We start from the raw sequence: 26,300 nt of genomic DNA on the forward strand, positions 1-26,300 counted from the left end.
GTTATCGCCGTTTCAGCGTGTCGCCATAGCTGATCTTGGGGGTTAGGGTAACGCGGGTTTCAACCTCGGAATCCGGATCGGCCAGCTTCGCCGCAATGATCTCGGCCGCGGTGCGCCCAATCTCGGTCCGGCAGGCATCCATGGTGGCCAGCTTGCGTGGTAGCCCCTGCAGCAGCTCCACATTGTTGAATCCGGCCAATCCGATCTGACCGGGCACATCGATCCCTTGATCCAGCAAATACAGCAGCCCACCCGCGCCGATCATATCGTTGGAATAATACAGAAAATCCAACTCGGGCGAGCGTTCAAGCATCGCTTGTGTCATCTCGCGCCCCTTGGCCAGCGCCGAGCCACCCGAATAAAATTCACGGTCCTCAATCTCGATCCCGTGCTTGCCCAATACTTCGGTGAACCCTTCGAACCGTTTACGGGCACGGTGGTCCAACGGCATCTTGGTGCCCATAAACCCGATATGCTCATAGCCCGCCTTCAGGATTGCCTGCGCCATTTCGCGCCCGGCGCGGCGGTGAGAGATTCCCACCATCGCATCCACCGGTTTGCCATCAGTATCCATGATCTCGACCACCGGTATGCCAGCTGAATCCAGCATAGCGCGCGCGGCTTCGGTATGCTCCAGTCCGGCAATGATCACGCCTGAGGGCCGCCACGAGAGCATCTCGTACAGCACTTTTTCTTCTTTTTCTGGCAGATAGTCCGTGACGCCAACCACCGGCTGCAGTTCAGTATCTTCCAGCACCTGATTGATACCGGTTAGAACTTCGGGGAAGACCATATTTGACAATGACGGGATGATCACAGCGACCAGATTCACCCGACTTGACGCCAATGCTCCCGCGATCTTGTTGGGCACATATCCCAGCTCTTTTGCGGCGGCCAAAACACGGGTACGGGTGGCATCCGACACATCCCCGCGATTACGTAGCACCCGGCTAACGGTCATTTCGGATACTCCGGACGCTTCCGAGACATCACGAAGGGTAAGCGGGCGTTTTGTTTCTGTTGTCACCGAGATACCTGCATTGTTTGTTTGGCCGATGGTAGCGTGAACAGGGCGAATTGTTCAACTGTTGTGCAAAGCCCATGACAATCTGAAAAAACCCCGCTAGAGAAAACGACGCGCGGCCCCGTGGCTCAACTGGATAGAGCAGCCCCCTCCTAAGGGGCAGGTTGCAGGTTCGAATCCTGCCGGGGTCGCCAAGCTTTTCTGAACGTACCCGCTTAAATGCGTTACAGATCAAGCGTTCTAAATCTCTGCCCTTTGGGAGACGAAGAAATTATACCCTCGTCACTTCTTGCCGGGTGTGCCGTCGAATTTCTTTTCGATGTCGCTCCAACAGTCGATGTAATCGTCCTGCAGTGGTGCCTCATTGGCGGCGAACGCTGTGAGATGCTGCGGAAAGCGGGTTTCGAACATGAAGGACATGGTGTTTTCCAGCTTGTCTGGCCCTAGGTTTGAATTCGATGCTTTTTCAAAGGCTTCGCGATCCGGGCCGTGGGGCAGCATCATGTTGTGCAGGCTCATACCGCCGGGAATAAAGCCCTGCGGTTTCGCATCATATTGGCCGTAAATATTGCCCATCAGTTCGGACATGATGTTCTTGTGGTACCAGGGCGGGCGGAAGGTATCTTCCATGACCATCCAGCGCTCGCGGAACAGAACAAAGTCGATATTGGCGGTGCCGGGCTGGCCTGAAGGTGCGGTCAGAACGGTGAAGATCGACGGATCCGGATGATCGAACAGGATGGCTCCGACCGGGCAATAGGTACGCAGGTCGTATTTAACGGGTGCATAGTTGCCATGCCACGCCACCACGTCCAGCGGGCTGTGACCGATTTTAGTCTGGTGAAACTGGCCGCACCATTTGACGGTCACGGTTGAAGGCACTTCGCGGTCCTCAAACGCCGCGACCGGTGCTTTGAAATCACGCGGGTTGGCCATGCAGTTGGCGCCGATCGGGCCGCGGCCAGGCAGTTCGAATTTCTGGCCGTAGTTTTCGCACACGAACCCGCGCGCAGGGCCTTCCACAACTTCGACCCGGTAGACAAGGCCGCGTGGAATGATAGCGATTTCCTTGGGTTCAAGGTCGATGATCCCCAATTCGGTGTAGAATCGCAGAACGCCCTCTTGCGGCACCACCAGCAGCTCGGAGTCAGCCGAGAAGAAGTAATCATCCTGCATCGAAGTATTCACCATATAGATATGGCTGGCCATCCCGACCTGAGTGTCCACATCCCCGGCAGTGGTCATGGTGTGCATGCCCGTGACCCAGGTTGTCTGTTCACCGGTATGGGGCACCGGATCCCAGCGGTACTGTCCCAAGCTGACAACGTCAGGATCGACATTTGGCGCTGATTTCCAATAGGGAACATCGATTTTTTCATAGCGATGTGAATGCTTTACTGACGGGCGGATACGATAGCACCAGGTGCGCTCGTTCTGGTGCGAGGGTGCCGTGAACGCAGTACCTGAAAGTTGCTCTCCATAGAGGCCGTAATTGCATTTCTGCGGGCTGTTCATACCCTGGGGCAGAGCATCAGGAAGCGCTTCAGTTTCGTAATCGTTGCCAAAGCCCGGCATGTACCCTTCGTGCGGCCCTTTCAAGGATGGGGCAACTGTCATGCGTTCATTCTTGGTCGGCTCATTCATTTTGCACGTTCCTTCCGGACAGATACGATCGAATTTAATCGGTGTGGTAATAGTTGACTTTGTAACTAACAAGCGTGACGGGTAGGTATCTTCAAAAAAGATGAGTTTGATTTGCAGGAAATTGCCATAGCATTGCACCATGTCCTTCTTCGACTGGCAAAAGGTAGTGCAACAGAGACTGTTAATTCCGGTAGCTACGGGTCGATTCTCGGGGTCAAACAAAGAAATTGACTCAGACAGGCCAAACCAGTCTGATTGTACATCGGTCAAGTGACCGGAAGTGCCAGGGTTCAAATTTTATGGAGATTTTGGTGCCCAGGAGAGGACTCGAACCTCCACGTCCATACGGACACTAGCACCTGAAGCTAGCGCGTCTACCAATTCCGCCACCTGGGCAGGTGTCGTGGAGGGGCGTTTAAGCTGACTGGCAGTGGGCGTCAACCAGATTCGGGGGTGTTTTTGAAAGTTTTTTGATGCGTGCCCCAACTTCTGGTTCACGCGACGGATTTTCAGAGAAGCGCGGCGTTATTGCGCCTTGTTCGACGGGCTCGTGGGCGCTAGATCAATTCAGACCAAGACAGCAGGAGCGCCATCATGTCGAAACTCGTCACGATTTACGGTGGATCGGGCTTTGTTGGCCGATATATCGCGCGGCGTATGGCTGCCGAAGGCTGGCGTGTCCGCGTCGCTGTGCGGCGGCCCAATGAAGCGATGTTCGTCAGACCCTATGGCGCGGTTGGTCAGGTCGAGCCTATCTTGTGCAATATCCGTGATGACGCCTCGGTCGCTGCAGCGATGCATGGTGTGGACGCCGTGGTGAATTGCGTTGGCGTATTGAATGAGCTGGGCAAGAATGCGTTCGACGCAGTGCAGGCCGAAGGTGCCGAACGGATCGCCCGGCTGGCGGCCGCTCAGGGTATTGACCGCATGGTTCATATCTCGGCCATCGGTGCGGATCCCGAATCCGACAGCCAATATGCACGCACCAAAGCGCAGGGCGAGGCGGGCGTTTTGCAACACATGCCGGGTGCCGTCATTCTGCGCCCATCAGTCATTTTCGGCACCGAAGACCAGTTTTTCAACCGCTTCGCAGGAATGACACGGATGAGCCCGTTCCTGCCGCTTGTTGGGGCGGAAACGAAATTTCAACCTGTCTATGTCGATGATGTTGCACAAGCGGCAGTTCAAGGCGTTCTGGGCAAAGCGTCTGCCGGTGTTTATGAACTGGGCGGGCCAGAGGTAAAGAGTTTCCGCGCCTTGATGCAGCAGATGCTCGAAGTAATTCATCGCCGCCGGATCATCATCGGGATGCCTTTCTGGGCGGCGAAAATCATGGCGGGTGTGTTGGATATCGCGAAGTTCGTCAGTTTTCAGTTGTTTCCGAACAATATCCTGACTCGTGACCAACTTAAGAATCTGCGGCGCGATAATGTGGTGGCGGATGACGCTAAAGGTTTTTCGGACCTCGGGATCGAGCCCGCAACGTTGGAGTCGGTTCTGCCAGAATATCTGTGGAAATTCCGCCCCGCGGGTCAGTATGACGATATTCAGAACTCGGCCAAGAACCTGCGCATCTGATCAGCTATAGGCGATCATTAGCAGTATTGCTCCGAGGATGACCCGGTAGATCACATAGGGTGTGAAACTGACGCTACGCAGAAGCCGCATCATCAGGTTAAGCGCGAGCAGAGCCGAAACAAAGGCGAAGGCTGCGGCAATCGCGCCGTCCTTGGCCAGCTGTGTATCCGCCTCACGGATGACGTCGACCGAAAGCAGGACGCCCGAAGCGATGATCGTAGGTATCGACATCAGCATGGCAATCCGCGCACCATCTTCGCGTGTATAGCCAAGCTGACGAGCGCCTGTGATCGTAATCCCCGAGCGTGAAGTCCCCGGGATCAAGGCCAACATCTGCCACAGCCCCATGATCATTGCGTCCTTTAAGCCCCAGTCCGAACTACGTTTGGTTTGTACCCCCTTTTGATCCATCCAATACAGCACTAACCCGAAGCCAAGCATCGCCCATCCGATGACGGCGACTGAACGCAGAGCCTGCTCAAGCCCCGTCAGGTACACGATCCCGCCCGCGATGACTGTCGGGATCGTGGCGATGACCAAGCCCAGTGCCAACCGCGCCTGAGGCGTCTCAATTCGTCCTCGGATAATTTGGGGTATCCCGGCGAGGGCTTGTTTCACATCTGACCAGAAATAAAGAATAACCGCGCCAAGTGTTCCTACATGGACGGCGACATCGATTGCCAGGCCTTGATCAACCGCGCCAGTCAGGCGGGGCAGCAGGATCAGGTGCCCGGATGAAGATACAGGCAAGAATTCGGTGACGCCCTGAATGATCGCCACAAGAATCAAGTGAAAAAGGCTCATCTGCTCTGCCGGTACCGTGCTCGTTTTGTTGAGAACAATGGGTATAAGCGGGCAACGGGAAAGTGAAGTGTCCAGATAGGTCCGAATCGGAACTAAAAACACGACAAATTTCTCTGAAAAAACATCGAGCGATGCAGTTTTCTCAATATAGGTCAGTACTGTTGACTTTTCATCCAGAATGACATCACTTAAAGAACCCTGACCAAGCCAATTCATGGAGTCTGACCCGTGGCCAAGCAACCGATGCTGAAATTTGTGCAGATCGATCGTGTCATGCCTGAAAAGCGTGCCGCCAGTGACCGCAAAGAGGACTTCGATGAAATCTATGCCGAGTACGCCGCGGAGAAGGCGGCCGAACAGGCCAGCCGATGCAGCCAGTGCGGAGTGCCCTATTGCCAGTCCCATTGTCCGCTGCACAACAATATCCCTGATTGGCTGAATCTGACGGCAACCGGGCGGTTGGAAGAGGCGTATCAAACAAGCCAGGCTACCAACACTTTCCCTGAAATTTGCGGTCGCATTTGCCCACAGGACCGTCTGTGCGAAGGCAATTGCGTGATCGAGCAATCAGGCCACGGTACGGTCACCATCGGCTCGATCGAGAAATACATTACCGATACAGCCTGGGATAAAGGCTGGGTCAAACCCGTTCATCCCCGTGCCGAGCGCGACGAAAGCGTGGGTATCATTGGCGGTGGACCCGGTGGATTGGCTGCGGCGGATATGCTGCGCCGGGCGGGTATTCAGGTCACGGTCTATGATCGATATGACCGTGCGGGGGGGCTGCTGATGTACGGCATTCCAGGATTCAAGCTGGAAAAGGATATCGTCCAACGCCGAAATGACCTGCTTGTAGATGGTGGTGTTGCATTTGAGCTGAACTGCGATGTGGACGCCGCGAAATTCGCGGAAATCCACGCGAAACATGATGCGGTGATTATTGCAACGGGCGTCTACAAATCCCGTGATCTGTCCATGCCCGGCAGCGGTCTGGGTGGGATTGAAAAGGCGATCGATTTTCTGACAGCCTCGAATCGCAAAAGTTTTGGCGATGCGGTTGATGACTTCGACAATGGCCGCCTGAACGCGGAAGGTAAGAAAGTGGTCGTCATCGGCGGGGGCGATACCGCAATGGATTGCGTGCGCACGTCGATTCGTCAGGGTGCGACGTCGGTCAAATGCCTCTATCGTCGGGACCGCGCCAATATGCCGGGCTCGCAGCGTGAGACCCAGAATGCCGAGGAAGAAGGCGTGATCTTCGAATGGCTTAGCGCACCCAAGGGCTTTACCGGCGATGAGCAAGTAAACGGTGTCATGGTGCAGAAGATGCGTCTGGGCCAGCCCGATGCCTCGGGCCGTCAGGCTCCCGAAGTGATTGAGGGCGCAGACTATGTCGAAGAGGCCGATCTGGTGATCAAGGCGCTTGGCTTCGAACCCGAAGACCTGCCCACCTTATTCGGCCAACCTGATCTGCCTGTGACCCGCTGGGGTACAATCAAAGCTGCGTTCCAGACCGGTGCAACCGAGATGGAGGGCGTTTATGCCATCGGCGACATCGTGCGCGGTGCTTCGCTGGTGGTCTGGGCGATCCGTGACGGGCGCGATTGCGCAGATGCCATAATTGAGCGTTTTAACGCCAAATCCGCCATCGCAGCCGAGTGAAACAAAACGCAAAAGCAATTCGAAAAATCCCAGCGGGTATGCGTTCGAAAGCGAACGCCGACAGATTAACAAAAGCCTGTGTGCCCCCTTGGGAAGAAGGAGACAGCCAATGACCAAATATGATGCCGATTGGGTGCGGGCCGAAGAAGCCAAGCGCAAATGGATGGCAGAAAACGGTCTCTATTCAGAGGAAGAAGAACATTCCTCGTGCGGTGTGGGCCTTGTTGTGTCCGTCGATGGTAAGCCGTCACGCAAGGTGGTGGATGCCGGGATCGATGCGCTAAAGGCAATCTGGCATCGCGGCGCGGTAGATGCGGACGGTAAAACCGGGGATGGCGCAGGTATCCATGTGCAGATCCCGGTCCCATTCTTCTATGATCAGATTCGTCGCACGGGTCATGAACCAAACTTGGATGAACTGGTTGCTGTCGGTCAGGTTTTCCTGCCCCGCACGGATTTTGGCGCGCAGGAACAATGCCGGACTATAGTGGAAACCGAAGTTCTGCGCATGGGTTACTATATTTATGGCTGGCGACATGTGCCGGTTGATGTGACCTGTCTGGGCGAAAAGGCCAACGCGACCCGGCCCGAGATTGAGCAAATCCTGATCTCGAACTCCAAAGGCGTGGATGAAGAGACATTCGAGCGTGAGCTCTATGTCATTCGTCGCCGTATTGAAAAAGCGGCGCTGGCCGCAGGAATCTCGGGGCTGTATCTGGCGTCGCTGTCTTGCCGGTCGATCATCTATAAAGGCATGATGCTGGCCGAGCAGGTCGCTGTTTTCTACCCCGACCTGATGGATGAGCGGTTCGAGTCCGCTTTTGCGATTTACCACCAGCGCTATTCGACCAACACGTTCCCGCAATGGTGGCTGGCCCAGCCCTTCCGTATGTTGGCCCACAACGGTGAGATCAACACGCTGAAAGGCAACATCAACTGGATGAAAAGCCACGAGATCCGCATGACCTCGGATAGCTTTGGCGTCTATGCCGAGGATATCAAACCGATCATAGCGGGCGGATCGTCGGATTCCGCCGCATTAGACTCGGTATTCGAGGTCTTGGTGCGTGCGGGGCGCTCGGCGCCGATGGCGAAAACCATGCTGGTTCCGGAAAGCTGGTCCAAGCAAGCTATCGAGCTGCCGCAAAGCTGGCGCGACATGTATTCCTACTGCAATTCAGTGATGGAACCTTGGGATGGCCCTGCTGCGCTGGCAATGACGGATGGCCGCTGGGTATGTGCCGGTTTGGATCGGAATGGTCTGCGCCCGATGCGCTATGTGGTAACCGGCGATGGTCTGGTCATCGCGGGGTCCGAGGCGGGTATGGTGCCGATTGATGAGGCCACCGTGACCGAAAAAGGCGCGCTGGGACCGGGCCAGATGCTGGCTGTCGATATGAAAAAGGGCAAGCTGTTCCGCGACAAGCAGATCAAGGACAAACTGGCCCGAGCACTGCCGTTTGGCGACTGGGTCGGCAAGATAAACGATCTGGACGAGTCACTTGCGGGCGTTACGGAACACCCGAAATTCACCGGAGAAGAACTGCGCAAGCGTCAGATCGCGGCCGGGTATTCTGTAGAAGACCTAGAACAGATTCTTGCCCCGATGGCAGAGGACGGCAAAGAGGCGCTGGCTTCGATGGGCGATGATACGCCCTCGGCTGTTCTGTCCAAGCAATACCGCCCGCTTAGCCACTTTTTCCGGCAGAACTTCAGCCAGGTGACGAACCCTCCGATCGACAGTTTGCGTGAATACCGTGTGATGTCGCTGAAGACGCGGTTCGGCAACCTTAAGAACGTGCTGGACGAAGACAGCAGCCAGACCGAGATCATCGTTCTGGAAAGCCCCTTTGTCGGCAATGCACAATGGGACACCCTGGTCAATCAACTGGGTTCACCCCTTGCGGAGATCGATTGTAGCTTTGAACCCGGCCGAGGCGCTCTGAGCGCTGCTTTGGCGCGTGTTAGAGCCGAAGCAGAAGAAGCCGTGCGCTCGGGCGCGGGTCACTTGGTGCTGTCTGACATGAATTCAGGGCAAGGTCGTGTGGCGATGCCGATGATCCTGGCCACCAGTGCTGTGCATTCGCATTTGACCCGTCAGGGTTTGCGGACCTTTTGTTCGCTGAACGTGCGGTCTGCTGAATGTGTTGATCCTCATTACTTTGCGGTTCTGATCGGCTGTGGCGCGACTGTTGTGAACGCCTATCTGGCCGAAGACTCACTGGCTGATCGCATTGACCGTGGTCTGCTGGACGGCACCCTGACCGAAAACGTTGCGCGCTATCGCGAAGCCATCGACCAGGGTCTGCTGAAGATTATGGCCAAGATGGGTATTTCGGTGATCTCGTCCTATCGCGGTGGTCTGAATTTCGAAGCCGTGGGTCTCAGCCGCGCGATGGTGGCCGAGTATTTCCCGGGTATGACCAGTCGTATCTCCGGCATCGGTGTCACCGGTATTCAGACCAAAGTCGAAGAAACTCATGCCAAGGCGTGGGACAGCGGTTTGGATGTTCTGCCCATCGGAGGTTTCTACAAAGCGCGTAAATCGGGTGAGACCCACGCGTGGGAAGCAACCTCAATGCACATGATGCAAATGGCCTGTAACCGCGCCTCATATGAGCTGTGGAAACAGTATTCGGCCAAGATGCAGTCCAATCCTCCGATTCACTTGCGCGATCTGATGGATTTCAAGCCGCTGGGCAAGCCGGTGCCGATCGAAGAGGTCGAATCGATCACTTCAATCCGCAAACGCTTTGTCACTCCAGGCATGTCGCTGGGCGCCCTAAGCCCCGAGGCGCACAAGACACTGAACGTGGCGATGAACCGGATTGGCGCGAAGTCGGATTCCGGCGAAGGTGGTGAAGACCCTGCGCATTTTGTGCCCGAGCCCAACGGTGACAACCCGTCGGCCAAGATCAAACAGGTGGCCTCGGGCCGGTTCGGCGTGACCGCCGAATACCTGAACCAGTGCGAAGAGCTTGAGATCAAGGTCGCTCAAGGCGCGAAACCGGGTGAGGGCGGTCAGCTGCCGGGTATGAAAGTCACAGACCTGATCGCGCGTCTGAGGCATTCTACCAAGGGCGTTACGCTGATCTCGCCGCCGCCGCACCACGACATCTACTCGATCGAGGATTTGGCGCAGCTGATCTATGACCTGAAACAGATCAACCCGCGCTGCAAAGTGACGGTTAAGCTGGTGGCGTCCTCGGGCGTTGGCACGATTGCTGCCGGTGTGGCCAAGGCGAAAGCCGATATTATCCTTATTTCGGGTCACAATGGCGGTACTGGGGCCTCACCTGCGACCAGCATCAAATATGCCGGCCTGCCATGGGAAATGGGCCTGACCGAAGCCCATCAGGTTCTGGCGATGAACAACCTGCGCGACCGTGTGACTCTGCGGACGGATGGTGGCCTGCGCACCGGTCGTGACATCGTCATGGCCGCGATGATGGGCGCTGAGGAATACGGCATCGGTACCGCCGCCCTGATCGCAATGGGCTGTATTATGGTGCGTCAGTGCCAGTCGAACACCTGTCCGGTGGGCGTGTGTACGCAGGACGAATCGTTGCGTGCCAAGTTTACTGGCAACGCGGACAAGGTGGTGAACCTGATCACCTTCTACGCACAGGAAGTGCGAGAACTGCTGGCTAGCCTCGGCGCACGTTCGATTGACGAAATCATCGGTCGTGCTGATCTGCTAGCACAGGTCAGCCGCGGATCGGCGCATCTGGATGATCTGGACCTCAACCCGCTGTTGATCACCGTCGATGGTGCACATGATATCGTCTACAACCGCGACAAGGATCGTAATGCAGTGCCGGATACGCTGGATGCCGAGATTGTGCGCGATGCAGCACGGTTCCTGAAAGACGGTGAGAAGATGCAACTATCTTACGCGGTGCAGAACACGCATCGGACCGTGGGTACACGTGTCTCAAGCCACATCGTCCAGAATTTCGGCATGCGGAACACGTTCCAGGACGATCACTTGCATGTGAAACTGCAGGGTTCGGCCGGCCAGTCGCTGGGGGCTTTTGCCGCTCCAGGTCTCAAGCTGGAGGTCTCGGGTGATGCCAACGACTATGTCGGCAAGGGGCTTTCGGGCGGCATGATTGTTGTGCGACCCCCGCAGGTGAGCCCGCTCAAGGCGGAATATAACACCATCATTGGCAACACCGTCCTATACGGTGCCACCGATGGCCACCTATTTGCAGCAGGCCGCGCAGGTGAGCGGTTCGCGGTGCGAAATTCAGGTGCCAGAGTGGTTATCGAAGGCTGCGGCTCGAACGGATGTGAATACATGACCGGCGGCGTTGCGGTTATTCTCGGCGATATCGGTGCCAACTTTGGTGCGGGGATGACGGGTGGTATGGCTTATCTGTACGACCCCGAAGGCAAAGCTGAGGCGCTGATGAATATGGAGACGCTTGTCACCTGTCCGGTGACAGTGGACCATTGGGAAGATCAGCTGAAAGCAATGATCGAGCGCCATGTCGCGGAGACCAACAGCCGCAAAGCCATTGATATCTTACAGCATTGGGATGTGGAAAAGACCAACTTCCTGCAGGTTTGCCCAAAAGAGATGTTGAACAAGCTCAGTCATCCTCTGACCACCGAAGTGGCGGCGGTTCCTGCAGAATAGGTCTTGAGAGATCTAAATCTTTGGCCCGGCGTGTCGTTCCCAACACGCCGGGTATTCTTTTGTCTGGCCATATTGTTTCCAATTCTTGTGTAATGCCGTGCATAACGCCTAGCTTTAGTCATAGTTTATTCGGGAAATGCAGGCATGCTGCTATCCCAATGATGTGAGTGAAGTGGAATATCGGTGTGCCCACGACGTATACAGATCAGTTTTTTGTGCTCGACCCGGCCAATCCGGGTGCGAACGGAACCGTTGTTGGATCCACGCTCAACGTCGAGTTCTTTGATATCATCGATCAGAATGACGATGATCTGGTCAACCGGCTGAATGGAGACTCGGTTGACGGATCTGATATCACTGCGTCTTACTTCAATGATATGGTGACGATCGAGTTGCCAGGTGGTGCGCAGGTTACATATACCGGCGTTACCTTCTACCTTGCTGACGGGCGCGAGGTTTTTACCCCAACAGACGGATCGGTTCTGCAGCAAGGCACATTTGTTTCTTCTTCAGTCACCGATTTTAGCGATGATGGGGCTTCGTTTGGTTCGGTCGATATCGCCAACGGTGATCTCGGTCCGCCCTGCTTTACGCCCGGCACATTGATTAATACCCCCGATGGGCCCCGACCGGTCGAGGACCTGAAACCTGGAGATCTGGTTACGACCGCGGATAGCGGCGCTAAACCTGTGCTCTGGATTGGTCGGACCAAGGTAGCAGCCGAGGGTAAACTGGCCCCAATTCGCTTCGAGACAGGGATGTTCGGGCTCACGCGCCCTCTGCTTGTTTCGCCGCAGCACAGGATGCTGATCGATGATTGGCGTGCACCCTACCTGTTTGGCCATGAAGAAGTTCTGATCGCTGCCCATTGTCTTGTGAACGGAACAACAGTGACGCGTGTCGAAGGGGGCGAGGTGGATTATATCCACATTCTGTTCCGGCGACATGAGATCGTGTTCGCCAATGGCGCCAAAAGTGAAAGCTACTACCCGGGACATGCACTGACCCAGGCCGAGCGTCGGACGCAAGCAGAAGTATTGGCCTTGTTCCCGGAGTTGGCGGCGCGCGGAGCAGCCTCAGTCAGAACTGCACGCCCGGTTGTGCGACCGCGCGACGGACAGATGTTGTCGAAATAATCCGTTTCAAATACGCCCTTCGCGGCGTATAGCAAGGCATGGCAAAAAAAGCAGTCCGCAAACCGCGCGGTAAGAAAAAGAAGGCGTCCAGATCAAACAAAACAACAGGCCCCATCGCTCGGATACGGCGCTGGGCCCTTCGTGTTGTTCTGGCGATGGTCGTGGCTTTTGTGTCTTTGGTTCTGATCTATTCAGTCGTGAACCCGCCGGTCACGCATACGATCTGGTCCGAGTGGCGTCGGCTTGGGAAGGTTGATCGCGAGTGGGTGCCGATCGAAGAGATTGCCCCGATCATGGCGCGGTCGGTCGTAGCAGCCGAGGATGCCAACTTCTGCCTGCATTGGGGCTTTGATGTCGAAGCGATCCGCGATGCGCTGGAAGATGGCGGCAGCCGGGGTGCATCGACCATCACGCAGCAGGTGGTCAAGAATGTATTTCTCTGGCAGGGGCGCAGCTGGGTCCGCAAGGCGCTTGAAACCTCGATGACTCCGATTGTTGAAATCGTCTGGAGCAAGCAGCGCATTCTCGAAGTGTATCTGAACGTCGCGGAAACCGGACAAGGGATCTTTGGCGTCGAGGCCGCGGCGCAGAAGTATTATGGGGTGAGTGCGGCAAAAATGTCTCCGACACAAGCGGCGCGTGTGGCGGCGATTCTGCCATCCCCGCGCAACCGGTCGGTGACGGATCCATCGGTGCGGACCCGCAGGCGTGCCGCGTCAATTCTGGATGGAGCGGCCACCATCCGCGCAGATGGACGCGCCGCGTGTTTCGAGGATTGAAACCCAGACCCCTCAGCGGCTAAAGCTTGAAGGGTACTCTACTGGTTCGAATGGAAGTTCATGGCGCGTCTGTTTCACGTCCCCCTCTCGCCCTATTGCCGCAAGGTTCGCCTGTCTCTGGCCGAAAAGAAGATCGAGGTTGAGCTGGTCGAAGAACGATACTGGGAACAGGACCCGGATTTTTTGCGCCGCAACCCGGCGGGTAAGGTTCCTGTGCTGCGACTGGATGGTCAGATCATGGCCGAGAGCGCCGCGATCTGCGAATATATCGAAGAGACCCGACCCGAGCCACCCTTGATGCCTAAAAAAGCCGAAGCACGTTATGAGGTGCGGCGTTTGGTAGGCTGGTTTGATGACAAGTTTCACCACGAGGTGACCTCAAAGCTACTCTATGAGCGGGTGAACAAGAAAGTAACGGGGCAAGGCTATCCGGACAGCAAGAACGTCAAGGAAGGCGCGCGCGCGATCAAGTATCATCTGGATTATATGGCCTGGCTGCTGGATCACCGTCGCTGGCTGGCCGGAGATCAGATGACATTGGCCGATTTCGCCGCGGCGGCGCATCTGTCGGCGCTGGATTACATTTCGGACGTAGATTGGAACCGAAGCTCTGCGGTGAAGGACTGGTACGCCAAGATCAAATCCCGCCCGGCGTTCCGCTCGATTCTGGCGGATCAGGTTCCGGGATTCCGGCCACCGCCACATTACGCGGATCTGGATTTCTGATAGATTGAGGGGTAGGGGGCTGTCCGCCCCCTCTTGGCCATTGGGTCAATTCACCCCCGAAGGTATTTTTGGCCAGATGAAGAGCGGATCGGAGTTGAAACAGCGGTTGGTGGAGCAAGCCTTGTCTGAGGGGTTTGTCGCCTGTCGGGTTTGTCGTCCTTGGGATGTGCCCCTTGTTCCCGAACGGTTGGATGCCTTTCTACAAGCCGGATATCATGGCCAGATGGGCTGGATGGCTGAGCGGGCTCATTGGCGCGGTGATCCGTCTGTGCTGTGGCCTGACGCGCGGTCGGTGATCATGCTTGCGGAGAGCTATACGCCCGAGCATGACCCGACTGCGGTGCTGGCGCATTCCAACTTGGGCGCCATTTCGGTTTATGCGCAGAACAAGGATTATCACGATCTGGTTAAGAAGCGCCTCAAACGATTGGCGCGCTGGCTGATTGCCGAGGGTGGGGGTGAAGTGAAGGTGTTTGTCGATACTGCTCCGGTGCCAGAGAAGGCGCTGGGGCAGGCCGCTGGGCTGGGGTGGCAGGGCAAGCATACCAATCTTGTCAGTCAGGATTGGGGAAATTGGGCCTTTTTAGGGTCTGTTTTCACAACTTTGGATTTGCCTGTGGATGGCGCTGAGGTCGACCATTGTGGCTCATGCCGCGCGTGTTTGACGGCCTGTCCGACCGACGCGTTTCCGGCACCGTATCAGTTGGATGCGCGGCGCTGTATTTCGTATCTGACCATCGAGCATAAGGGGCCGGTGGAGGAAGAGTTGCGCGCGCTGTTGGGCAACCGAATCTATGGCTGCGATGATTGTCTTGCGGCCTGCCCGTGGAACAAGTTTGCGGTCGCGGCCAGTGACCTTCGCTATGCGGCGCGGGAGGAGCTAAAGGCACCTCCGTTGGCGGAACTGGCGCAGCTGGATGATACAGCATTCCGCGCGATGTTCTCGGGCTCGCCGATAAAGCGGATCGGACGGAATCGGTTCGTGCGGAACGTGCTTTATGCGATTGGGAACTCAGCGGTGCCGGCGTTACTGCAGGTTGCACAGACGCTGACCGATGATCCGGATCCGACCGTGGCTGATGCCGCGCGCTGGGCGGCATCCCGGTTGTCGTAAACAGGCTGGACGCGCCGCAGGAAAACGCTACACCCGGTTCTGGCGAACAGATGGAGGACCCGATGGCGTTGGCTTTGGGGGTGGATACGGGCGGAACCTACACGGATGCGGTGCTGATCCGGGATGAGCGCGAGGTGATCGCGTCGGCCAAATCGCTGACCACACGAGCGGATCTGGCGATTGGTGTGGGCCGCGCGGTTTCTGCTGTGCTAGAGACGGCTGATGTGTCTCCGGATCAGATTGGGATGGCATCGTTGTCGACAACGCTGGCCACCAATGCGTTGGTCGAAGGCCAGGGCGGGCGCGTGGCGTTGATCTATGTCGGGTTTCGGGAAAGCGACCTTGAGAAACACGGTCTAAGAGAGGCGTTGAAGGGCGATCCGGCTTTGGTTCTGGCCGGTGGGCACAACCATGCCGGGGGTCAGGTCGCCGAATTGGATGTTGCAGGGCTTGAGGCCTTTTTAGACTCACATTCAGGCATTTCCGGTTATGCGGTTGCGGCACAGTTCGCGACCAGGAATCCGGCGCATGAACTGGAAGTGGCGCGCGTGATTTCCGAGCGTACGGGAGTGCCGGTCACGTGCTCTCATCATCTGTCGGCCAAGCTGAATGGGCCAAAGCGTGCAGTGACCGCCGTGCTGAATGCACGATTGATCGGGATGATCGACCGCTTGATCGGGCGCGCGCAGGATCAGTTGCGCGCGCAGGGCATCACCGCCCCAATGATGGTTGTGCGCGGGGATGGCGCTTTGATGAGCGCCGAGCAGGCGCGGGAGCGTCCGATTGAAACGATCCTAAGTGGCCCTGCGGCCTCTATCGTTGGCGCGCGCTGGCTGACCGATGTTGAGAACGCGCTGGTGTCCGATATCGGCGGGACCACGACCGACGTCGCGCTGATCAGAGATGGCAAACCTGCCATCGACCCCGCAGGCGCGCAGGTTGGCGGTTTCAGGACCATGGTTGAAGCGGTTGCGATGCGGACTCATGGTTTGGGCGGTGACAGTCAGGTGCATGTGGTGACCGAAGGCTTGGGCGGCGGTGTCTTCCTTGGGCCGCGTCGGGTGCTGCCGGTGTCGCTGATCGCAGCTGAGGCCCCGGATGTGGTACATGCGGCATTGGATGAGCAATTGCGGGCGACGACCGTAGGTGAACATGACACGAGGTTTGCCCGTCGTGTGTCGGGTATCCCCGCCGATGGGGTCGGGCCGCGTGAATCAGTGTTACTGGACCGGTTGGAGGATCGTGTTGTGCCGCTCAGCAGTCTGTTGCAAACCCGGATGGAGCATGGGGCACTGGGTCGTTTGGTGGATCGCGGGATCGTACAGGTCTCGGGTGTCACCCCTTCGGATGCCAGCCATGCTCTGGGGCGGCTTGCGGATTGGGACTGCTCGGCAGCGCTCAAGGCGCTGGAACTGATGGCGCGTAAGCGGGTTGGATCAGGGGACAGGCTGGCAGTATCGCCTGAAGCGCTGGCTCAGATTATCGTTGATCAGTTGACGGAACAAACCGCATTGACCTTGTTAGAGACTGCTTTTGCCGAGGAGAGCCATGGGTTTGACCAGCCTGCAAGAGATCTGGCCCGGCATGTTCTGACGCAGCGCGGGTTGGCGAAACACCGAGGGTTGTTGGCATTGGATACCGCGTTGAATGTGGATGTGGTGGGCCTTGGGGCTTCGGCCCCCAGCTATTACCCGGCAGTCGGAGAGCGGTTGCATTGCAAGATGGTCCTGCCAGAGCATGCCGGTGTTGCAAATGCCATCGGTGCGGTTGTCGGGCGGCTGACCCTTCGGCGTGCCGGTTCAGTTACGTCCCCGGCCGAAGGCCGCTATCGGGTACATCTGGAAGAGGGGCCGCAGGATTTCTCGGACTCGAATTCCGCTCTGCAGCTGCTTGAAGAGGTGCTGCGCAACGAGGCTGAGGGCGCGGTGCGCCAAGCAGGTGCCGAGGATATACGCGTGACAGTCGACCGCGATATCCGCACCGCCAAGATTGAGGCGCAAGAGGTATTCGTCGAAGCGTTGATCACGGTTGAAGCGAGCGGACGACCACGGGTGGCGGTCGGATAGCCCCGCAAGGGGCTACCGCGCATGTCATTCTGCCGCACTGGAGCGTTTTGGCAGCACCCAGTCCGGGCGCGGGAAATGGCAGGTGTATCCGTTGGGGATGCGCTCTAGGTAATCTTGATGCTCGGGCTCGGCTTCCCAGAAATCGCCGACGGGTTCGACTTCGGTCACCACATTGCCGGGCCAAATGCCGCTGGCGTTGACATCGGCAATTGTATCTTCGGCCACCTGTTTCTGGGCATCGTCCACATAGTAGATCGCCGAGCGATAACTCATTCCGCGGTCATTGCCCTGACGATTCAGGGTGGTCGGGTCGTGGATCTGGAAAAAGAACTCTAGCAGATCGCGATAGGTGATCTGGGTCGGGTCGAACAAGATTTCGATCCCTTCAGCATGGGTGCCGTGGTTGCGATAAGTTGCGTTTAGCACATCGCCGCCGGTGTACCCGACGCGGGTGCGCGAGACGCCGGGCAGTTTGCGGATCAGGTCCTGCATGCCCCAAAAGCAGCCTCCGGCCAGAACGGCGCGTTCATCGGTCATCAGATATCCTCCACATGGATCAGAAATTCGCCATACCCTTCGGCCTCCATCTCGTCGCGATGAATGAACCGCAGCGAGGCGGAATTGATGCAATAGCGTAGCCCGCCATGTTCGCGGGGGCCATCGGGAAACACGTGGCCCAGGTGGCTGTCGCCGTGTTTCGAGCGGACCTCGGTCCGGATCATGCCATGAGTGGTGTCGCGAAACTCTTCGACATGTTCATGTATGATTGGCTTGGTGAAACTGGGCCAGCCGCAGCCGGATTCGTATTTGTGGGTCGAGGCGAACAGCGGCTCGCCCGAGACGATATCCACGTAGATGCCCGGTTCCTTGTTGTTCAACAGCTTGCCAGTGCCCGGGCGTTCGGTGCCGCTGCGCTGGGTGACGTGAAATTCTTCAGGTGAGAGGGCCGCAATGACCTCGGGGTCTTTGGTATAACGGGACATGGATCCTCCGGTGTTTGAATGATGATGTCCTATTTGGGCATAGATGCGCAGGAATCAAAACCATATTACAGCGCGCTCGCGGGTCTGTGCAGTTGATCCAAACGAATGCACAGCGCGTATGATTTATAACAGGAGGTGAAGTGATGTTCCGTATGGCTCTTTTGACTGCTCTGATCTTGTTGGGCAAAGCCCTTCAGGCGGCACCACTGACGGGCGAATTTTCATCAATCGATGGCGGGACACTATCACTGGAAGACTGGCGCGGACAGCCCGTGCTTGTGGTCAACACGGCGTCGCTTTGCGGCTTTACCGGACAATACGCAGCGTTGCAGGAGCTGCACGAAACATATGAAGAACGCGGGCTGGTTGTACTGGCGGTCCCGTCGAATTCGTTCAAACAAGAGCTGGCGTCGTCGAAAGAGGTCAAGAATTTTTGCGAACTAAATTATGACCTTACGCTTCCGATGACGGATATCACTCCAGTGAAAGGTTCGGATGCCCATCCGTTTTACCAAGCTGTTGCTGCGCAGACTGGCTTTGTCCCGAAATGGAACTTTAACAAAGTGCTTATTGGCCCCGAGGGTGAGGTCGTTGCCACCTATGGGTCAAGCACCAAGCCAAATGCGCCTAAATTGATAGATCAGGTCGAGGCGTTGCTGCGCTGACCGGGTTCGCGCGACAGCTGTACAGCAAGAATTCCCAGCGTTGTGATCAGAACCCCCACCGCATCCAATGGGCCCAGCTTCTCACCCAGTAAAATGGCGGCGATGGTCACGCCGAATACCGGGTTGAGGAAATGGAACGTTGCTGCACGGATCGGGCCGATGCGATCCAGTAGCAGGAACCAGATGAAAGTTGCCAGAAGGCCCGGGAATAACGTGGTGTAGGTGAAAGCCAGCATAAAAGGCAGTGTGGCGTGGATATGAATAGACTCGAACACCGGGGCGGCGAGAAACAGCACCGCCGATCCGATAAGCATCTGCAGCCCAACCACCATCATGAAGTTACCGCCCGAAGTCGCCCCCCGAACAGCCAAGGTGGCAAAGGTCAGCGCCAGCGCCCCGATTCCGCAGAGCAGAACCCCGAACAGATCGACACCAGCGTTAATCCGGCTACCCATGATCAGCGCGACACCGACAAAACCTGCCAGCAAGCCGACGATGCCCAGCGGGCGTATCCGCTCACCCAATAGCAGCCAGCCGGCAAGGGCTACCAGCAGGGGCATAGTCGAGGCGATGATCGCCGCGACCGAAGCCTCGACTGTCTGCATCGCATAGAAGTTTAGACCCAAATAAAGGGCATTTTGGCAGATTCCGAACAGAATAGTGGCGCGCCATTGGTTGCGAGTCAGGCGCCAGCTTTGCCCCATGGCGCGTGCGATCGCCACGCCCATTAGTCCCGAAATCAGAAATCGCAGCGCCAACGAGAACAAAGGCGAGGCATCGGCAACGATGATCCGCGCCGAGCTGAAGGCCGAAGACCAGATGAGGGCGAAAACAAGCCCCATGGCGATGGCGCGCAGGTCCATTACGGCCTCCTGATGAAATTCGGGCGACTGTTCCTGATTTTAACATGAGCTGCAAGGACCCATTGCGTCGAATAGCGGGGTCGCCCGATAGTTGGCATCAATGAGCTTGCGCGCAATGAGAATGAGCAGAGCTTTTTGTAGAAAAGCGCTGCTCATCATTATGATTCAGCTTGTCGCTTGATTCAGGCGAAAAAGCTAAGATCGTCCATCGAGAACCAACCCGCGTTCTCGACATGGTCATTGGTGATTTCACCTCCCGATGCGACGAACTCGACTGATCAATATCGCGCCAGTCAAATTCGTGGGTGACGTGATCGAATGTCAGATCGACCTCTGCGGAGTGCACCAGCTCATCGCCATTATAGGCATTGATTGTGACTTGGTTTGCCCAGTTCGATTCAGGTATATACGTGGTGTCCGATCTGGAAGCATTGGCCAAGGAAACGCTGTTGAAGTTGAATTCTTCGCCATCGCTTTTCGAGAAGCCAACCGTTGCCCCCCAGGAATTGAACGCCTCCAGGTCGGGGTCGGGGTTTGAGCCACCGTATTCGTATGGGGTTAGAATACCATCAGTGTTGCTCTGCCCTTTGCTAACACTTGCAATAAATGCACCATTCAGCACCTGATCACTGTCATTGATGCGGGTTCCGTCATTGAAATCCAGCACGAACTCTTCAAGCGGGTCAGGCGCGGTCAGTTCCGGGAAGTATTGGAACAAGGATTCAGGGATGTCCTCGACCTTTTCATACAAAGAAATCTCTTTGCCGCCTGCGTCTGGATAGCTGGTGACTTTCAATGCCCAAAAAGCACTGTCGTCCCCGTCCAGTTGCAGCACGTCAGAACGTTTTCCATCCGCGTAAAGTGTAACGGTTACGTCCCCATTATCTTTCTCCAGCCGACGTTCTGAGATTTGTCCGTCCTGATAGGCGGTCGTGATCGAATCCCAGGATTTCGCATCCAGCTCATCAGTCTGGCTGATGCTGACGCGCTGGCTATCTGACCAGACCTCGTGCTTCACGACGCCGTTGTCGTATGTCGCTTCCGTCTGTCTGCGTTACGTTGCTATGCTGTCCGTCTGCCCACGTTTCCTGTTTGACAATTCCATTGTCATAGGTGGTCGTCCGTCCGTTTGTCTCTCCGTTGACATCGAAGAACGAGTCGATCCGATCCCAGGATTTGGTTTGTAGAAAGTCCTGAACAGTACTGAAATGACCGGGCGCGAAGGCTTCAACCGTCCGGGCACCATTATCGTTTGTTATCGTGCGGCCTATGATATTGCCCGACGCATCATAGCGTAGAACGATCTGGTCCCAGGGTTTTGCACCGTCTCCGAAAAACCCATCTTGGATGAGAATCTCATTCGGAACACCATTTTGAAAGGTCTCGGTCACGCGGATACTGTCTGGATAAACCGTTCCGCGTTCGGTCATTATGCCATTGGCGTCATAGTCAATGAACCGATTATCAAAGCCCAATGCCTCTTCTGTTCCGACATAAAATTCCTGACGCAAAACGCCGTCTTCGTAAGTCCCGAAGACCTCGTATCCGGCATCAAAAGTCGTCCGCGTTGCAACGACAACATCGTCTTCAATCGTGTATTGGATGCTTGCCCAGTCGAATTGATTTTCTGTATCGAATTCAGTGGTTTGATATCGTGCCATAAATCGAAATTCCTCAATAATACTCCCATTAAGCGAGTGGATGAGGAATATGACACAGCTATGGCGATAGCTGCAAAAACTCGATATTAATCAGATGTTTACATAACTTATTCAGGCAAAAAAAGGGCCGCCCGGTGGCGACCCCTTCGATCTTGCGATCTGTCTTCGGCGAATTAGCCGTTGACGCTGTCTTTCAGAGCTTTCGCGATGGTCATTTTGACCACTTTGTCGGCTTCTTTCTTGAACTGCTCGCCGGTGGCGGGGTTGCGCACCATGCGCTCGGGGCGCTCGCGGCAGTAGATTTTGCCAACGCCGGGCAGGGTGACGGCACCACCGGCCGAAACTTCGCGAGTGATCAGGCCGGTCATGGCCTCCAGCGCGGCATTTGCGGATTTCTTGTCAGTTCCCATTTCCTCAGCGAGAGCAGCCACCAGCTGAGTCTTTGTCATAGGCTTTGCCATTTCTTGGTCTCCTTAACGTGCCCGATCTATAGGGCCTCACCGCGTAACTGTAACGGGATATTGTGGCTGAACACAACGAATAGTAGCACTAAAAACCCCAAAAATAGGGGAAATTCGTTGCTTTTTTGCTTCAGAGAAAGGCCGTTTCGTCAAACGAACGCAATTTCCGGCTGTGTAACCGTTCCAGCGGCATGCCGCGCAAGTGCTCCATCGCCCGGATTCCGATCGCCAAATGACGACTGACCTGAGTGGTATAGAACGCCGAAGCCATGCCGGGAAGCTTTAATTCACCATGCAAGGGCTTATCCGAGACGCACAGCAAGGTGCCGTATGGCACCCGGAACCGATAACCGTTGGCTGCGATTGTTGCACTTTCCATATCCAGCGCAATCGCACGGGACTGGCTGAGCCGTTGCACCGGGCCGGACTGATCGCGAAGCTCCCAATTGCGGTTATCGACGGAGGCGACTGTACCTGTTCGCATGATACGTTTCAGCTCGTAGCCTTCCAACTCGGTTACCTCGGCCACAGCCTGTTCCAGCGCGACCTGGACTTCGGCCAGCGGTGGGATCGGCACCCAGACGGGCAGGTCGTCGTCCAGCACTTTGTCCTCGCGCAGGTAGGCATGTGCCAGTACGAAATCCCCAAGCGCCTGCGTGTTGCGCAGACCGGCGCAGTGGCCGACCATCAACCAGGCGTGCGGGCGCAGAACCGCAATGTGGTCGGTGGCCGTTTTGGCATTCGATGGCCCGACGCCGATATTGACCAGCGTAATCCCAGACCCATCCGCGCGTTTCAGGTGGTAGGTTGGCATTTGCGGCAGTTTAAGGGGCTGTTCCAGTACGGCTTCGGCGTCCGTGATCTCAACATTCCCGGTCGAGACAAAGCTGGTATAGCCGCTGTCGGGATCAGCGAGTTGCGCCCGTGCGTAGCTCTCAAATTCCGAGACATAGAACTGATAGTTGGTGAACAGCACATGGTTTTGGAAATGGCCGGGGTCAGTCGCCGTATAATGCGACAGTCGTGCAAGCGAATAGTCCACTCGCTGGGCTGTGAAGAGCGCAAGGGGTCCCGCTTCGTTTTCCAGCTCGTGCACGCCATTCACGATATCGTCGTTTGTTGTATTCAGGTCCGGTACATCGAACGCATCGCGCAGAGTGAACCCAGCTGCACCCTGATGCGGGACAACCAGATTCGGGTTATTGGCGACAGCGAAATGGACCGGGATCGGCGTTTCCGAAGCTCCGATTGTGACCGGTTGATCGTGGTTCTTGATCAAAAGCGCGATCTGCTGGGTCAGGTAGGACCGGAACAGATCGGGGCGCGTCACTGTCGTGGCGTGCGTGCCCGGCTCGGACACGTGACCGAAGCTCAGCCGGCTGTCGACCTGCGCGTAAGACGAGGTCCTGATCCGGATTTCGGGGTAGAACGCCCGAAACCTCTCAGTAGGAGCGCCGTTCTTAAGTGCATTTGCAAACCTATCGCACAGGAATTTTGTCGCCTGTTCATAGAGCTCTTCTAAACGTGCGACAGCTGCAAGCGGATCGCTAAATTTCTCGGGGTTGGGAACGTCAGGTGTTCGGATAGTAGTCATGCAAGGGGTTCCAGAAGGTCGATCTTTTCGAATGTACGTACGTCCACCAGCCCAAGGTCCGAGATCCGCAGTTCAGGAATCACAACCAGGGCCAGCAGAGAATGCTGCATATATGCGTTGTTAAGCTGACAGCCGCAGGTCTTCATCGCCTCGACCATTTGTTCAGCTTTGGCGGCAACCTCAGTCGCTGGGTTGTCGGACATCAGGCCTGCGATCGGCAGTTCCACCAAGGCCAGTTCCTCGCCATCGCGAAAGATTGTGATGCCTCCGCCCACTTCGGCCAGCCTGTTCGCGGCCAGTGCCATCTGTTCACGGTCGGTGCCGACAACAATCATATGGTGGCTGTCATGCGCAACGGTCGAGGCCATGGCCATTTTGCCCTGATATCCAAAGCCCGAGACAAAGGCGTTGGTCACACCTCCCGTGGCGCGGTGCCGCTCGACCAATGCGATCTGGCACACATCGCCCTCGCCCTCAACCAGCCCTTCGATAATCGGCAGCTCGGATTTCAACGCTTGCGTTGGGGCCTGGTTTTCAACCACCCCGATCACGTTGGCCGTGACACGGTTCGCTCCGGCAGGGGCTGCGATCTCAAAGTCTGTCGAGGTCAGCGCGTGCCCTAGGTGTACGGTATTTCGCGCCTTAGCGGGCCAGTTCAGATGCGGGCATTCGACCGTTACGGTCCCGTTTTCAGCCACAATCTGACCGCGCGCGACCACGGTTTCGATCGGAAGCTCTACCAGATCAGAACTCAGGATAATGTCAGCGCGCCGCCCGGGTGTGATCGAGCCGATCTCGCGTTCCAACCCAAAATGGGTCGCCGTGTTGATCGTCGCCATTTGCAGCGCAACCAGAGGATCGCAACCACAGGCAATCGCATGTCGCACTACGCGGTTCATGTGTCCGTCATTTACCAGCGTTCCCGAATGGCAGTCGTCGGTGCACAAGATGAAGTTGCGCGGGTCCAGCCCTTTTTCAGTCACCGCAGTAATCTGGGTTTCGACATCATACCAAGCCGACCCCAACCGCATCATTGACCGCATTCCCTGACGGACACGTGCGATGGCGTCTGCCTCGCAGGTGCCTTCATGATCATCGGCAGGGCCACCAGCGACGTAAGCGGCAAATTCAGGCCCTAAATCGGGCGAAGCGTAGTGCCCGCCAACGGTTTTTCCGGCGCGCTGTGTGGCCGCGATCTCTGCCAACATCTTCGGATCGCCATGAATGACACCGGGAAAGTTCATCATCTCACCCAGACCGATGATACCGGGCCAAGACATCGCCTCAACCACATCCTCGGCGGTGATCTCATACCCTGTGGTCTCAAGCCCCGGTGCTGAGGGTGCACAGGACGGCATCTGGGTGAAGATGTTCAGCGGCTGCATCAGCGCCTCGTCATGCATCAGTCGCACACCTTCTAACCCCATCACATTGGCGATCTCATGCGGGTCGGTGAACATCGAAGTTGTGCCATGCGGAATGACTGCGCGGGCAAATTCTGCCGGGGTCAACATACCTGATTCGATATGCATATGTGCGTCGCATAACCCCGGCACCAAATAGCGACCGTGCGCCTCGATGATCTGAGTCTCAGGACCGATACAATGCGCGGCGTCCGGCCCCACAAAAGCAACGCGCCCCACAGCGATCGCCACGTCATGGTCAGGCAGGGTTTCGCGGCTATGCACATTGACCCAGACGCCGCCACGGATCACCAAATCGGCAGCCTCGCGGCCAGCAGCAACAGCGATGAGACGAGGGGCGGTATCGGGCCAACTTGGGAAGGGAGTGTATTCCATGGCCCAACTTTCCCGAATGCGGCGCAAGGTGCAACCCCCACTATTAAGGTATCATGGAATCATCACAAAACCTGCCATCCGCAGCGCGCCAGCGCTGCCACGCCCAACCAGAGGAGAGGCCCGAAGGGCATTGACGATGGGTGGGAGCGACCCGCGATTAGTTGTGGCGATCGGCTTCAATCTCCGCGCGCAGCCAGTCGACAAACGCCAACGCGCCCGGCGTTTCCTCGGCTTGGGGCGATAGCAATAGATAATAGGCCTCGGGCATAGCAGCGCGATGGTTGAACGGCGCGATCAGGCGGCCTTCTTCAATCAACCGTTTTGCGATCATGTCGTGGGCTAAACACAAGCCTCCTCCGGCCATCGCAACCGACAGGCTGACCAGATAGGTCGTCGAATAGGTTACCTTAGGTTTCCCCCAAGTTAGGCCCTGATCTGTGATCCAGCTCTCCCAATTCGACAACAAATTTGAACAGTCGAACAGGGGCTGTTCCTGCAGAGTTTCCAGCGTCACCGGGAAGTCGGGGGCACAGACAGGATAGTAGTGATCTGTCCGTAGCAATTCCGTTCGCACCGTATCGGCTGGGCGCAGCGAATAGCGGATTTCCACCGCCGCGCCTTCGGCCATTTCGCGAGGCTCCCACAGTTCGGTGAAGATATTCAGATGTACATCCGGATGCAGTTCCCGAAACCGGGGTAGGCGCGGAGCCAGCCAGTTGACGGCAAATGTGATATTGCTCTGGACCTGAACCGCGTTTTGTTGTGCGCCCGTGACGGCTTGTGTCCCCCTTACCAGAGTTCGAAAGGCTTCACGCACGACCGGCAGATAGGTGATACCAGCTTCGGTCAGCTCCAATGCACGCGGACGACGTAGGAATAATGGCTGACCCAAATAGCCCTCTAGTGATTTGATTTGCTGGCTGACTGCGCTTTGCGTCATGTTCAAATCCCGCGCTGCCCCCGTGAATGACAAATGACGGGCCGCCGCTTCAAATGTGCGTAGCCAGCCGAGCGGTGGAAGTGATTTCTGCATGCTCATAACTCTGCCAGTAGTTTTACTAATGAACTAGGCATGTTTTTTTCGTTGGTCAAACGTTTG

General features: G+C 56.7%; 21 protein-coding genes and 2 tRNA genes. 10 read left to right on the forward strand and 13 right to left on the reverse strand.

Annotation, left to right across the window (positions count from 1 at the left end; all coding sequences use genetic code 11):
- Position 1: 1 nt before the first annotated feature.
- A complete protein-coding gene (locus tag AC2TEM_RS04855) occupies positions 2 to 1,027 on the reverse strand; it encodes a LacI family DNA-binding transcriptional regulator (RefSeq protein WP_170399205.1) in 1,026 nt (341 codons plus the stop codon).
- A 114-nt stretch (positions 1,028 to 1,141) separates the two neighbouring features.
- Between AC2TEM_RS04855 and AC2TEM_RS04860 the strand changes: the two genes are divergently transcribed.
- Positions 1,142 to 1,218: transfer RNA gene (locus tag AC2TEM_RS04860), tRNA-Arg, on the forward strand.
- A gap of 88 nt (positions 1,219 to 1,306) precedes the next feature.
- On the opposite strand, the gene hmgA is transcribed toward AC2TEM_RS04860, so the two are convergent.
- The gene (gene hmgA / locus AC2TEM_RS04865; RefSeq protein WP_480790616.1) at positions 1,307 to 2,668 is read right to left on the reverse strand and encodes a homogentisate 1,2-dioxygenase; all 1,362 of its coding nucleotides are present in this window, start codon (positions 2,666 to 2,668) and stop codon (positions 1,307 to 1,309) included.
- 309 nt (positions 2,669 to 2,977) lie between these two features.
- A tRNA-Leu gene (locus tag AC2TEM_RS04870) sits at positions 2,978 to 3,064 on the reverse strand.
- 198 nt (positions 3,065 to 3,262) lie between these two features.
- On the opposite strand from AC2TEM_RS04870, the gene AC2TEM_RS04875 reads away from it, so the two are divergent.
- The gene (locus AC2TEM_RS04875) at positions 3,263 to 4,246 is read left to right on the forward strand and encodes a complex I NDUFA9 subunit family protein (protein ID WP_170426257.1); all 984 of its coding nucleotides are present in this window, start codon (positions 3,263 to 3,265) and stop codon (positions 4,244 to 4,246) included.
- Here AC2TEM_RS04875 and AC2TEM_RS04880 read toward each other — a convergent pair whose 3' ends face one another.
- Complete coding sequence (locus AC2TEM_RS04880; protein WP_170426255.1) at positions 4,247 to 5,050, reverse strand: undecaprenyl-diphosphate phosphatase; 804 nt, start codon at positions 5,048 to 5,050, stop codon at positions 4,247 to 4,249.
- A gap of 228 nt (positions 5,051 to 5,278) precedes the next feature.
- On the opposite strand from AC2TEM_RS04880, the gene AC2TEM_RS04885 reads away from it, so the two are divergent.
- The 7 genes from AC2TEM_RS04885 to AC2TEM_RS04915 all read left to right on the forward strand — a co-directional run bounded on the left by AC2TEM_RS04885 (position 5,279) and on the right by AC2TEM_RS04915 (position 17,175).
- Complete coding sequence (locus AC2TEM_RS04885) at positions 5,279 to 6,712, forward strand: NAD(P)-dependent oxidoreductase (protein ID WP_170426253.1); 1,434 nt, start codon at positions 5,279 to 5,281, stop codon at positions 6,710 to 6,712.
- Positions 6,713 to 6,821: 109 nt separating this feature from the next.
- Entirely contained in the window at positions 6,822 to 11,354 is a 4,533-nt protein-coding gene (gltB, locus tag AC2TEM_RS04890; RefSeq protein ID WP_170426251.1) for a glutamate synthase large subunit, read from the forward strand.
- A gap of 167 nt (positions 11,355 to 11,521) precedes the next feature.
- Positions 11,522 to 12,490 carry a Hint domain-containing protein gene (locus tag AC2TEM_RS04895; RefSeq protein ID WP_480856013.1) on the forward strand — a complete coding sequence of 323 codons (969 nt, stop codon included), beginning with the start codon at positions 11,522 to 11,524 and terminating at the stop codon, positions 12,488 to 12,490.
- A gap of 38 nt (positions 12,491 to 12,528) precedes the next feature.
- The gene (gene mtgA, locus AC2TEM_RS04900) at positions 12,529 to 13,269 is read left to right on the forward strand and encodes a monofunctional biosynthetic peptidoglycan transglycosylase (RefSeq protein ID WP_170426249.1); all 741 of its coding nucleotides are present in this window, start codon (positions 12,529 to 12,531) and stop codon (positions 13,267 to 13,269) included.
- Positions 13,270 to 13,329: 60 nt separating this feature from the next.
- Positions 13,330 to 13,995: an FtsZ-binding protein FzlA gene (fzlA, locus tag AC2TEM_RS04905; protein WP_170399162.1), complete on the forward strand. Its 666-nt coding sequence runs from the start codon at positions 13,330 to 13,332 to the stop codon at positions 13,993 to 13,995.
- Positions 13,996 to 14,071: 76 nt separating this feature from the next.
- A complete protein-coding gene (gene queG, locus AC2TEM_RS04910) occupies positions 14,072 to 15,109 on the forward strand; it encodes a tRNA epoxyqueuosine(34) reductase QueG (RefSeq protein ID WP_170426247.1) in 1,038 nt (345 codons plus the stop codon).
- A gap of 62 nt (positions 15,110 to 15,171) precedes the next feature.
- On the forward strand, positions 15,172 to 17,175 hold the full coding sequence (locus AC2TEM_RS04915) for a hydantoinase/oxoprolinase family protein (protein ID WP_170609207.1): 2,004 nt from the start codon (positions 15,172 to 15,174) through the stop codon (positions 17,173 to 17,175).
- Positions 17,176 to 17,199: 24 nt separating this feature from the next.
- On the opposite strand, the gene msrA is transcribed toward AC2TEM_RS04915, so the two are convergent.
- Both msrA and msrB read right to left on the reverse strand, forming a co-directional pair.
- The gene (msrA, locus tag AC2TEM_RS04920; RefSeq protein ID WP_170426245.1) at positions 17,200 to 17,712 is read right to left on the reverse strand and encodes a peptide-methionine (S)-S-oxide reductase MsrA; all 513 of its coding nucleotides are present in this window, start codon (positions 17,710 to 17,712) and stop codon (positions 17,200 to 17,202) included.
- Positions 17,712 to 18,158, reverse strand: coding sequence for a peptide-methionine (R)-S-oxide reductase MsrB (gene msrB / locus AC2TEM_RS04925; protein WP_170399151.1), 447 nt, complete (start codon positions 18,156 to 18,158; stop codon positions 17,712 to 17,714). The genes msrA and msrB overlap by 1 nt, the downstream gene beginning before the upstream one ends.
- Positions 18,159 to 18,301: 143 nt before the next feature.
- Between msrB and AC2TEM_RS04930 the strand changes: the two genes are divergently transcribed.
- On the forward strand, positions 18,302 to 18,823 hold the full coding sequence (locus AC2TEM_RS04930) for a glutathione peroxidase (RefSeq protein ID WP_170426243.1): 522 nt from the start codon (positions 18,302 to 18,304) through the stop codon (positions 18,821 to 18,823).
- On the opposite strand, the gene AC2TEM_RS04935 is transcribed toward AC2TEM_RS04930, so the two are convergent.
- The 7 genes from AC2TEM_RS04935 to AC2TEM_RS04965 form a co-directional block, all read right to left on the reverse strand.
- Entirely contained in the window at positions 18,799 to 19,686 is an 888-nt protein-coding gene (locus tag AC2TEM_RS04935) for a DMT family transporter (protein WP_170426241.1), read from the reverse strand. The two genes, AC2TEM_RS04930 and AC2TEM_RS04935, sit on opposite strands and share 25 nt — an antisense overlap.
- Positions 19,687 to 19,783: 97 nt before the next feature.
- Positions 19,784 to 20,704, reverse strand: coding sequence for a hypothetical protein (locus AC2TEM_RS04940; RefSeq protein ID WP_170426240.1), 921 nt, complete (start codon positions 20,702 to 20,704; stop codon positions 19,784 to 19,786).
- Positions 20,679 to 21,347: a hypothetical protein gene (locus AC2TEM_RS04945; protein WP_170426238.1), complete on the reverse strand. Its 669-nt coding sequence runs from the start codon at positions 21,345 to 21,347 to the stop codon at positions 20,679 to 20,681. Before AC2TEM_RS04945 ends, AC2TEM_RS04940 begins: the two co-directional genes overlap by 26 nt.
- A gap of 173 nt (positions 21,348 to 21,520) precedes the next feature.
- Complete coding sequence (locus tag AC2TEM_RS04950; RefSeq protein WP_010442901.1) at positions 21,521 to 21,808, reverse strand: HU family DNA-binding protein; 288 nt, start codon at positions 21,806 to 21,808, stop codon at positions 21,521 to 21,523.
- A gap of 130 nt (positions 21,809 to 21,938) precedes the next feature.
- A complete protein-coding gene (locus AC2TEM_RS04955; RefSeq protein ID WP_170426236.1) occupies positions 21,939 to 23,402 on the reverse strand; it encodes an AMP nucleosidase in 1,464 nt (487 codons plus the stop codon).
- Positions 23,399 to 25,201: an adenine deaminase gene (gene ade, locus AC2TEM_RS04960; protein ID WP_170426234.1), complete on the reverse strand. Its 1,803-nt coding sequence runs from the start codon at positions 25,199 to 25,201 to the stop codon at positions 23,399 to 23,401. The genes AC2TEM_RS04955 and ade overlap by 4 nt, the downstream gene beginning before the upstream one ends.
- Positions 25,202 to 25,358: 157 nt before the next feature.
- Positions 25,359 to 26,234, reverse strand: a complete 876-nt coding sequence (locus tag AC2TEM_RS04965) for a LysR substrate-binding domain-containing protein (protein ID WP_170426374.1) — start codon at positions 26,232 to 26,234, stop codon at positions 25,359 to 25,361.
- Between the last annotated feature and the right edge of the window lie 66 nt (positions 26,235 to 26,300).

Source organism: Ruegeria sp. HKCCD3925 (assembly GCF_057221175.1).

What these genes read in the sequence shown, in the direction of transcription:
- AC2TEM_RS04945 (WP_170426238.1), bottom strand. Translation starts at nt 21,347, where the DNA reads ATGGCACGATATCAAACCACTGAATTCGATACAGAAAATCAATTCGAC.
- AC2TEM_RS04950 (WP_010442901.1), bottom strand. Translation starts at nt 21,808, where the DNA reads ATGGCAAAGCCTATGACAAAGACTCAGCTGGTGGCTGCTCTCGCTGAG.
- mtgA (WP_170426249.1), top strand. Translation starts at nt 12,529, where the DNA reads ATGGCAAAAAAAGCAGTCCGCAAACCGCGCGGTAAGAAAAAGAAGGCG.
- gltB (WP_170426251.1), top strand. Translation starts at nt 6,822, where the DNA reads ATGACCAAATATGATGCCGATTGGGTGCGGGCCGAAGAAGCCAAGCGC.
- AC2TEM_RS04930 (WP_170426243.1), top strand. Translation starts at nt 18,302, where the DNA reads ATGTTCCGTATGGCTCTTTTGACTGCTCTGATCTTGTTGGGCAAAGCC.
- AC2TEM_RS04935 (WP_170426241.1), bottom strand. Translation starts at nt 19,686, where the DNA reads ATGGACCTGCGCGCCATCGCCATGGGGCTTGTTTTCGCCCTCATCTGG.
- msrB (WP_170399151.1), bottom strand. Translation starts at nt 18,158, where the DNA reads ATGTCCCGTTATACCAAAGACCCCGAGGTCATTGCGGCCCTCTCACCT.
- ade (WP_170426234.1), bottom strand. Translation starts at nt 25,201, where the DNA reads ATGGAATACACTCCCTTCCCAAGTTGGCCCGATACCGCCCCTCGTCTC.
- AC2TEM_RS04965 (WP_170426374.1), bottom strand. Translation starts at nt 26,234, where the DNA reads ATGCAGAAATCACTTCCACCGCTCGGCTGGCTACGCACATTTGAAGCG.
- AC2TEM_RS04880 (WP_170426255.1), bottom strand. Translation starts at nt 5,050, where the DNA reads ATGAGCCTTTTTCACTTGATTCTTGTGGCGATCATTCAGGGCGTCACC.
- fzlA (WP_170399162.1), top strand. Translation starts at nt 13,330, where the DNA reads ATGGCGCGTCTGTTTCACGTCCCCCTCTCGCCCTATTGCCGCAAGGTT.
- AC2TEM_RS04955 (WP_170426236.1), bottom strand. Translation starts at nt 23,402, where the DNA reads ATGACTACTATCCGAACACCTGACGTTCCCAACCCCGAGAAATTTAGC.
- hmgA (WP_480790616.1), bottom strand. Translation starts at nt 2,668, where the DNA reads ATGAATGAGCCGACCAAGAATGAACGCATGACAGTTGCCCCATCCTTG.
- queG (WP_170426247.1), top strand. Translation starts at nt 14,072, where the DNA reads ATGAAGAGCGGATCGGAGTTGAAACAGCGGTTGGTGGAGCAAGCCTTG.
- AC2TEM_RS04875 (WP_170426257.1), top strand. Translation starts at nt 3,263, where the DNA reads ATGTCGAAACTCGTCACGATTTACGGTGGATCGGGCTTTGTTGGCCGA.
- msrA (WP_170426245.1), bottom strand. Translation starts at nt 17,712, where the DNA reads ATGACCGATGAACGCGCCGTTCTGGCCGGAGGCTGCTTTTGGGGCATG.
- AC2TEM_RS04915 (WP_170609207.1), top strand. Translation starts at nt 15,172, where the DNA reads ATGGCGTTGGCTTTGGGGGTGGATACGGGCGGAACCTACACGGATGCG.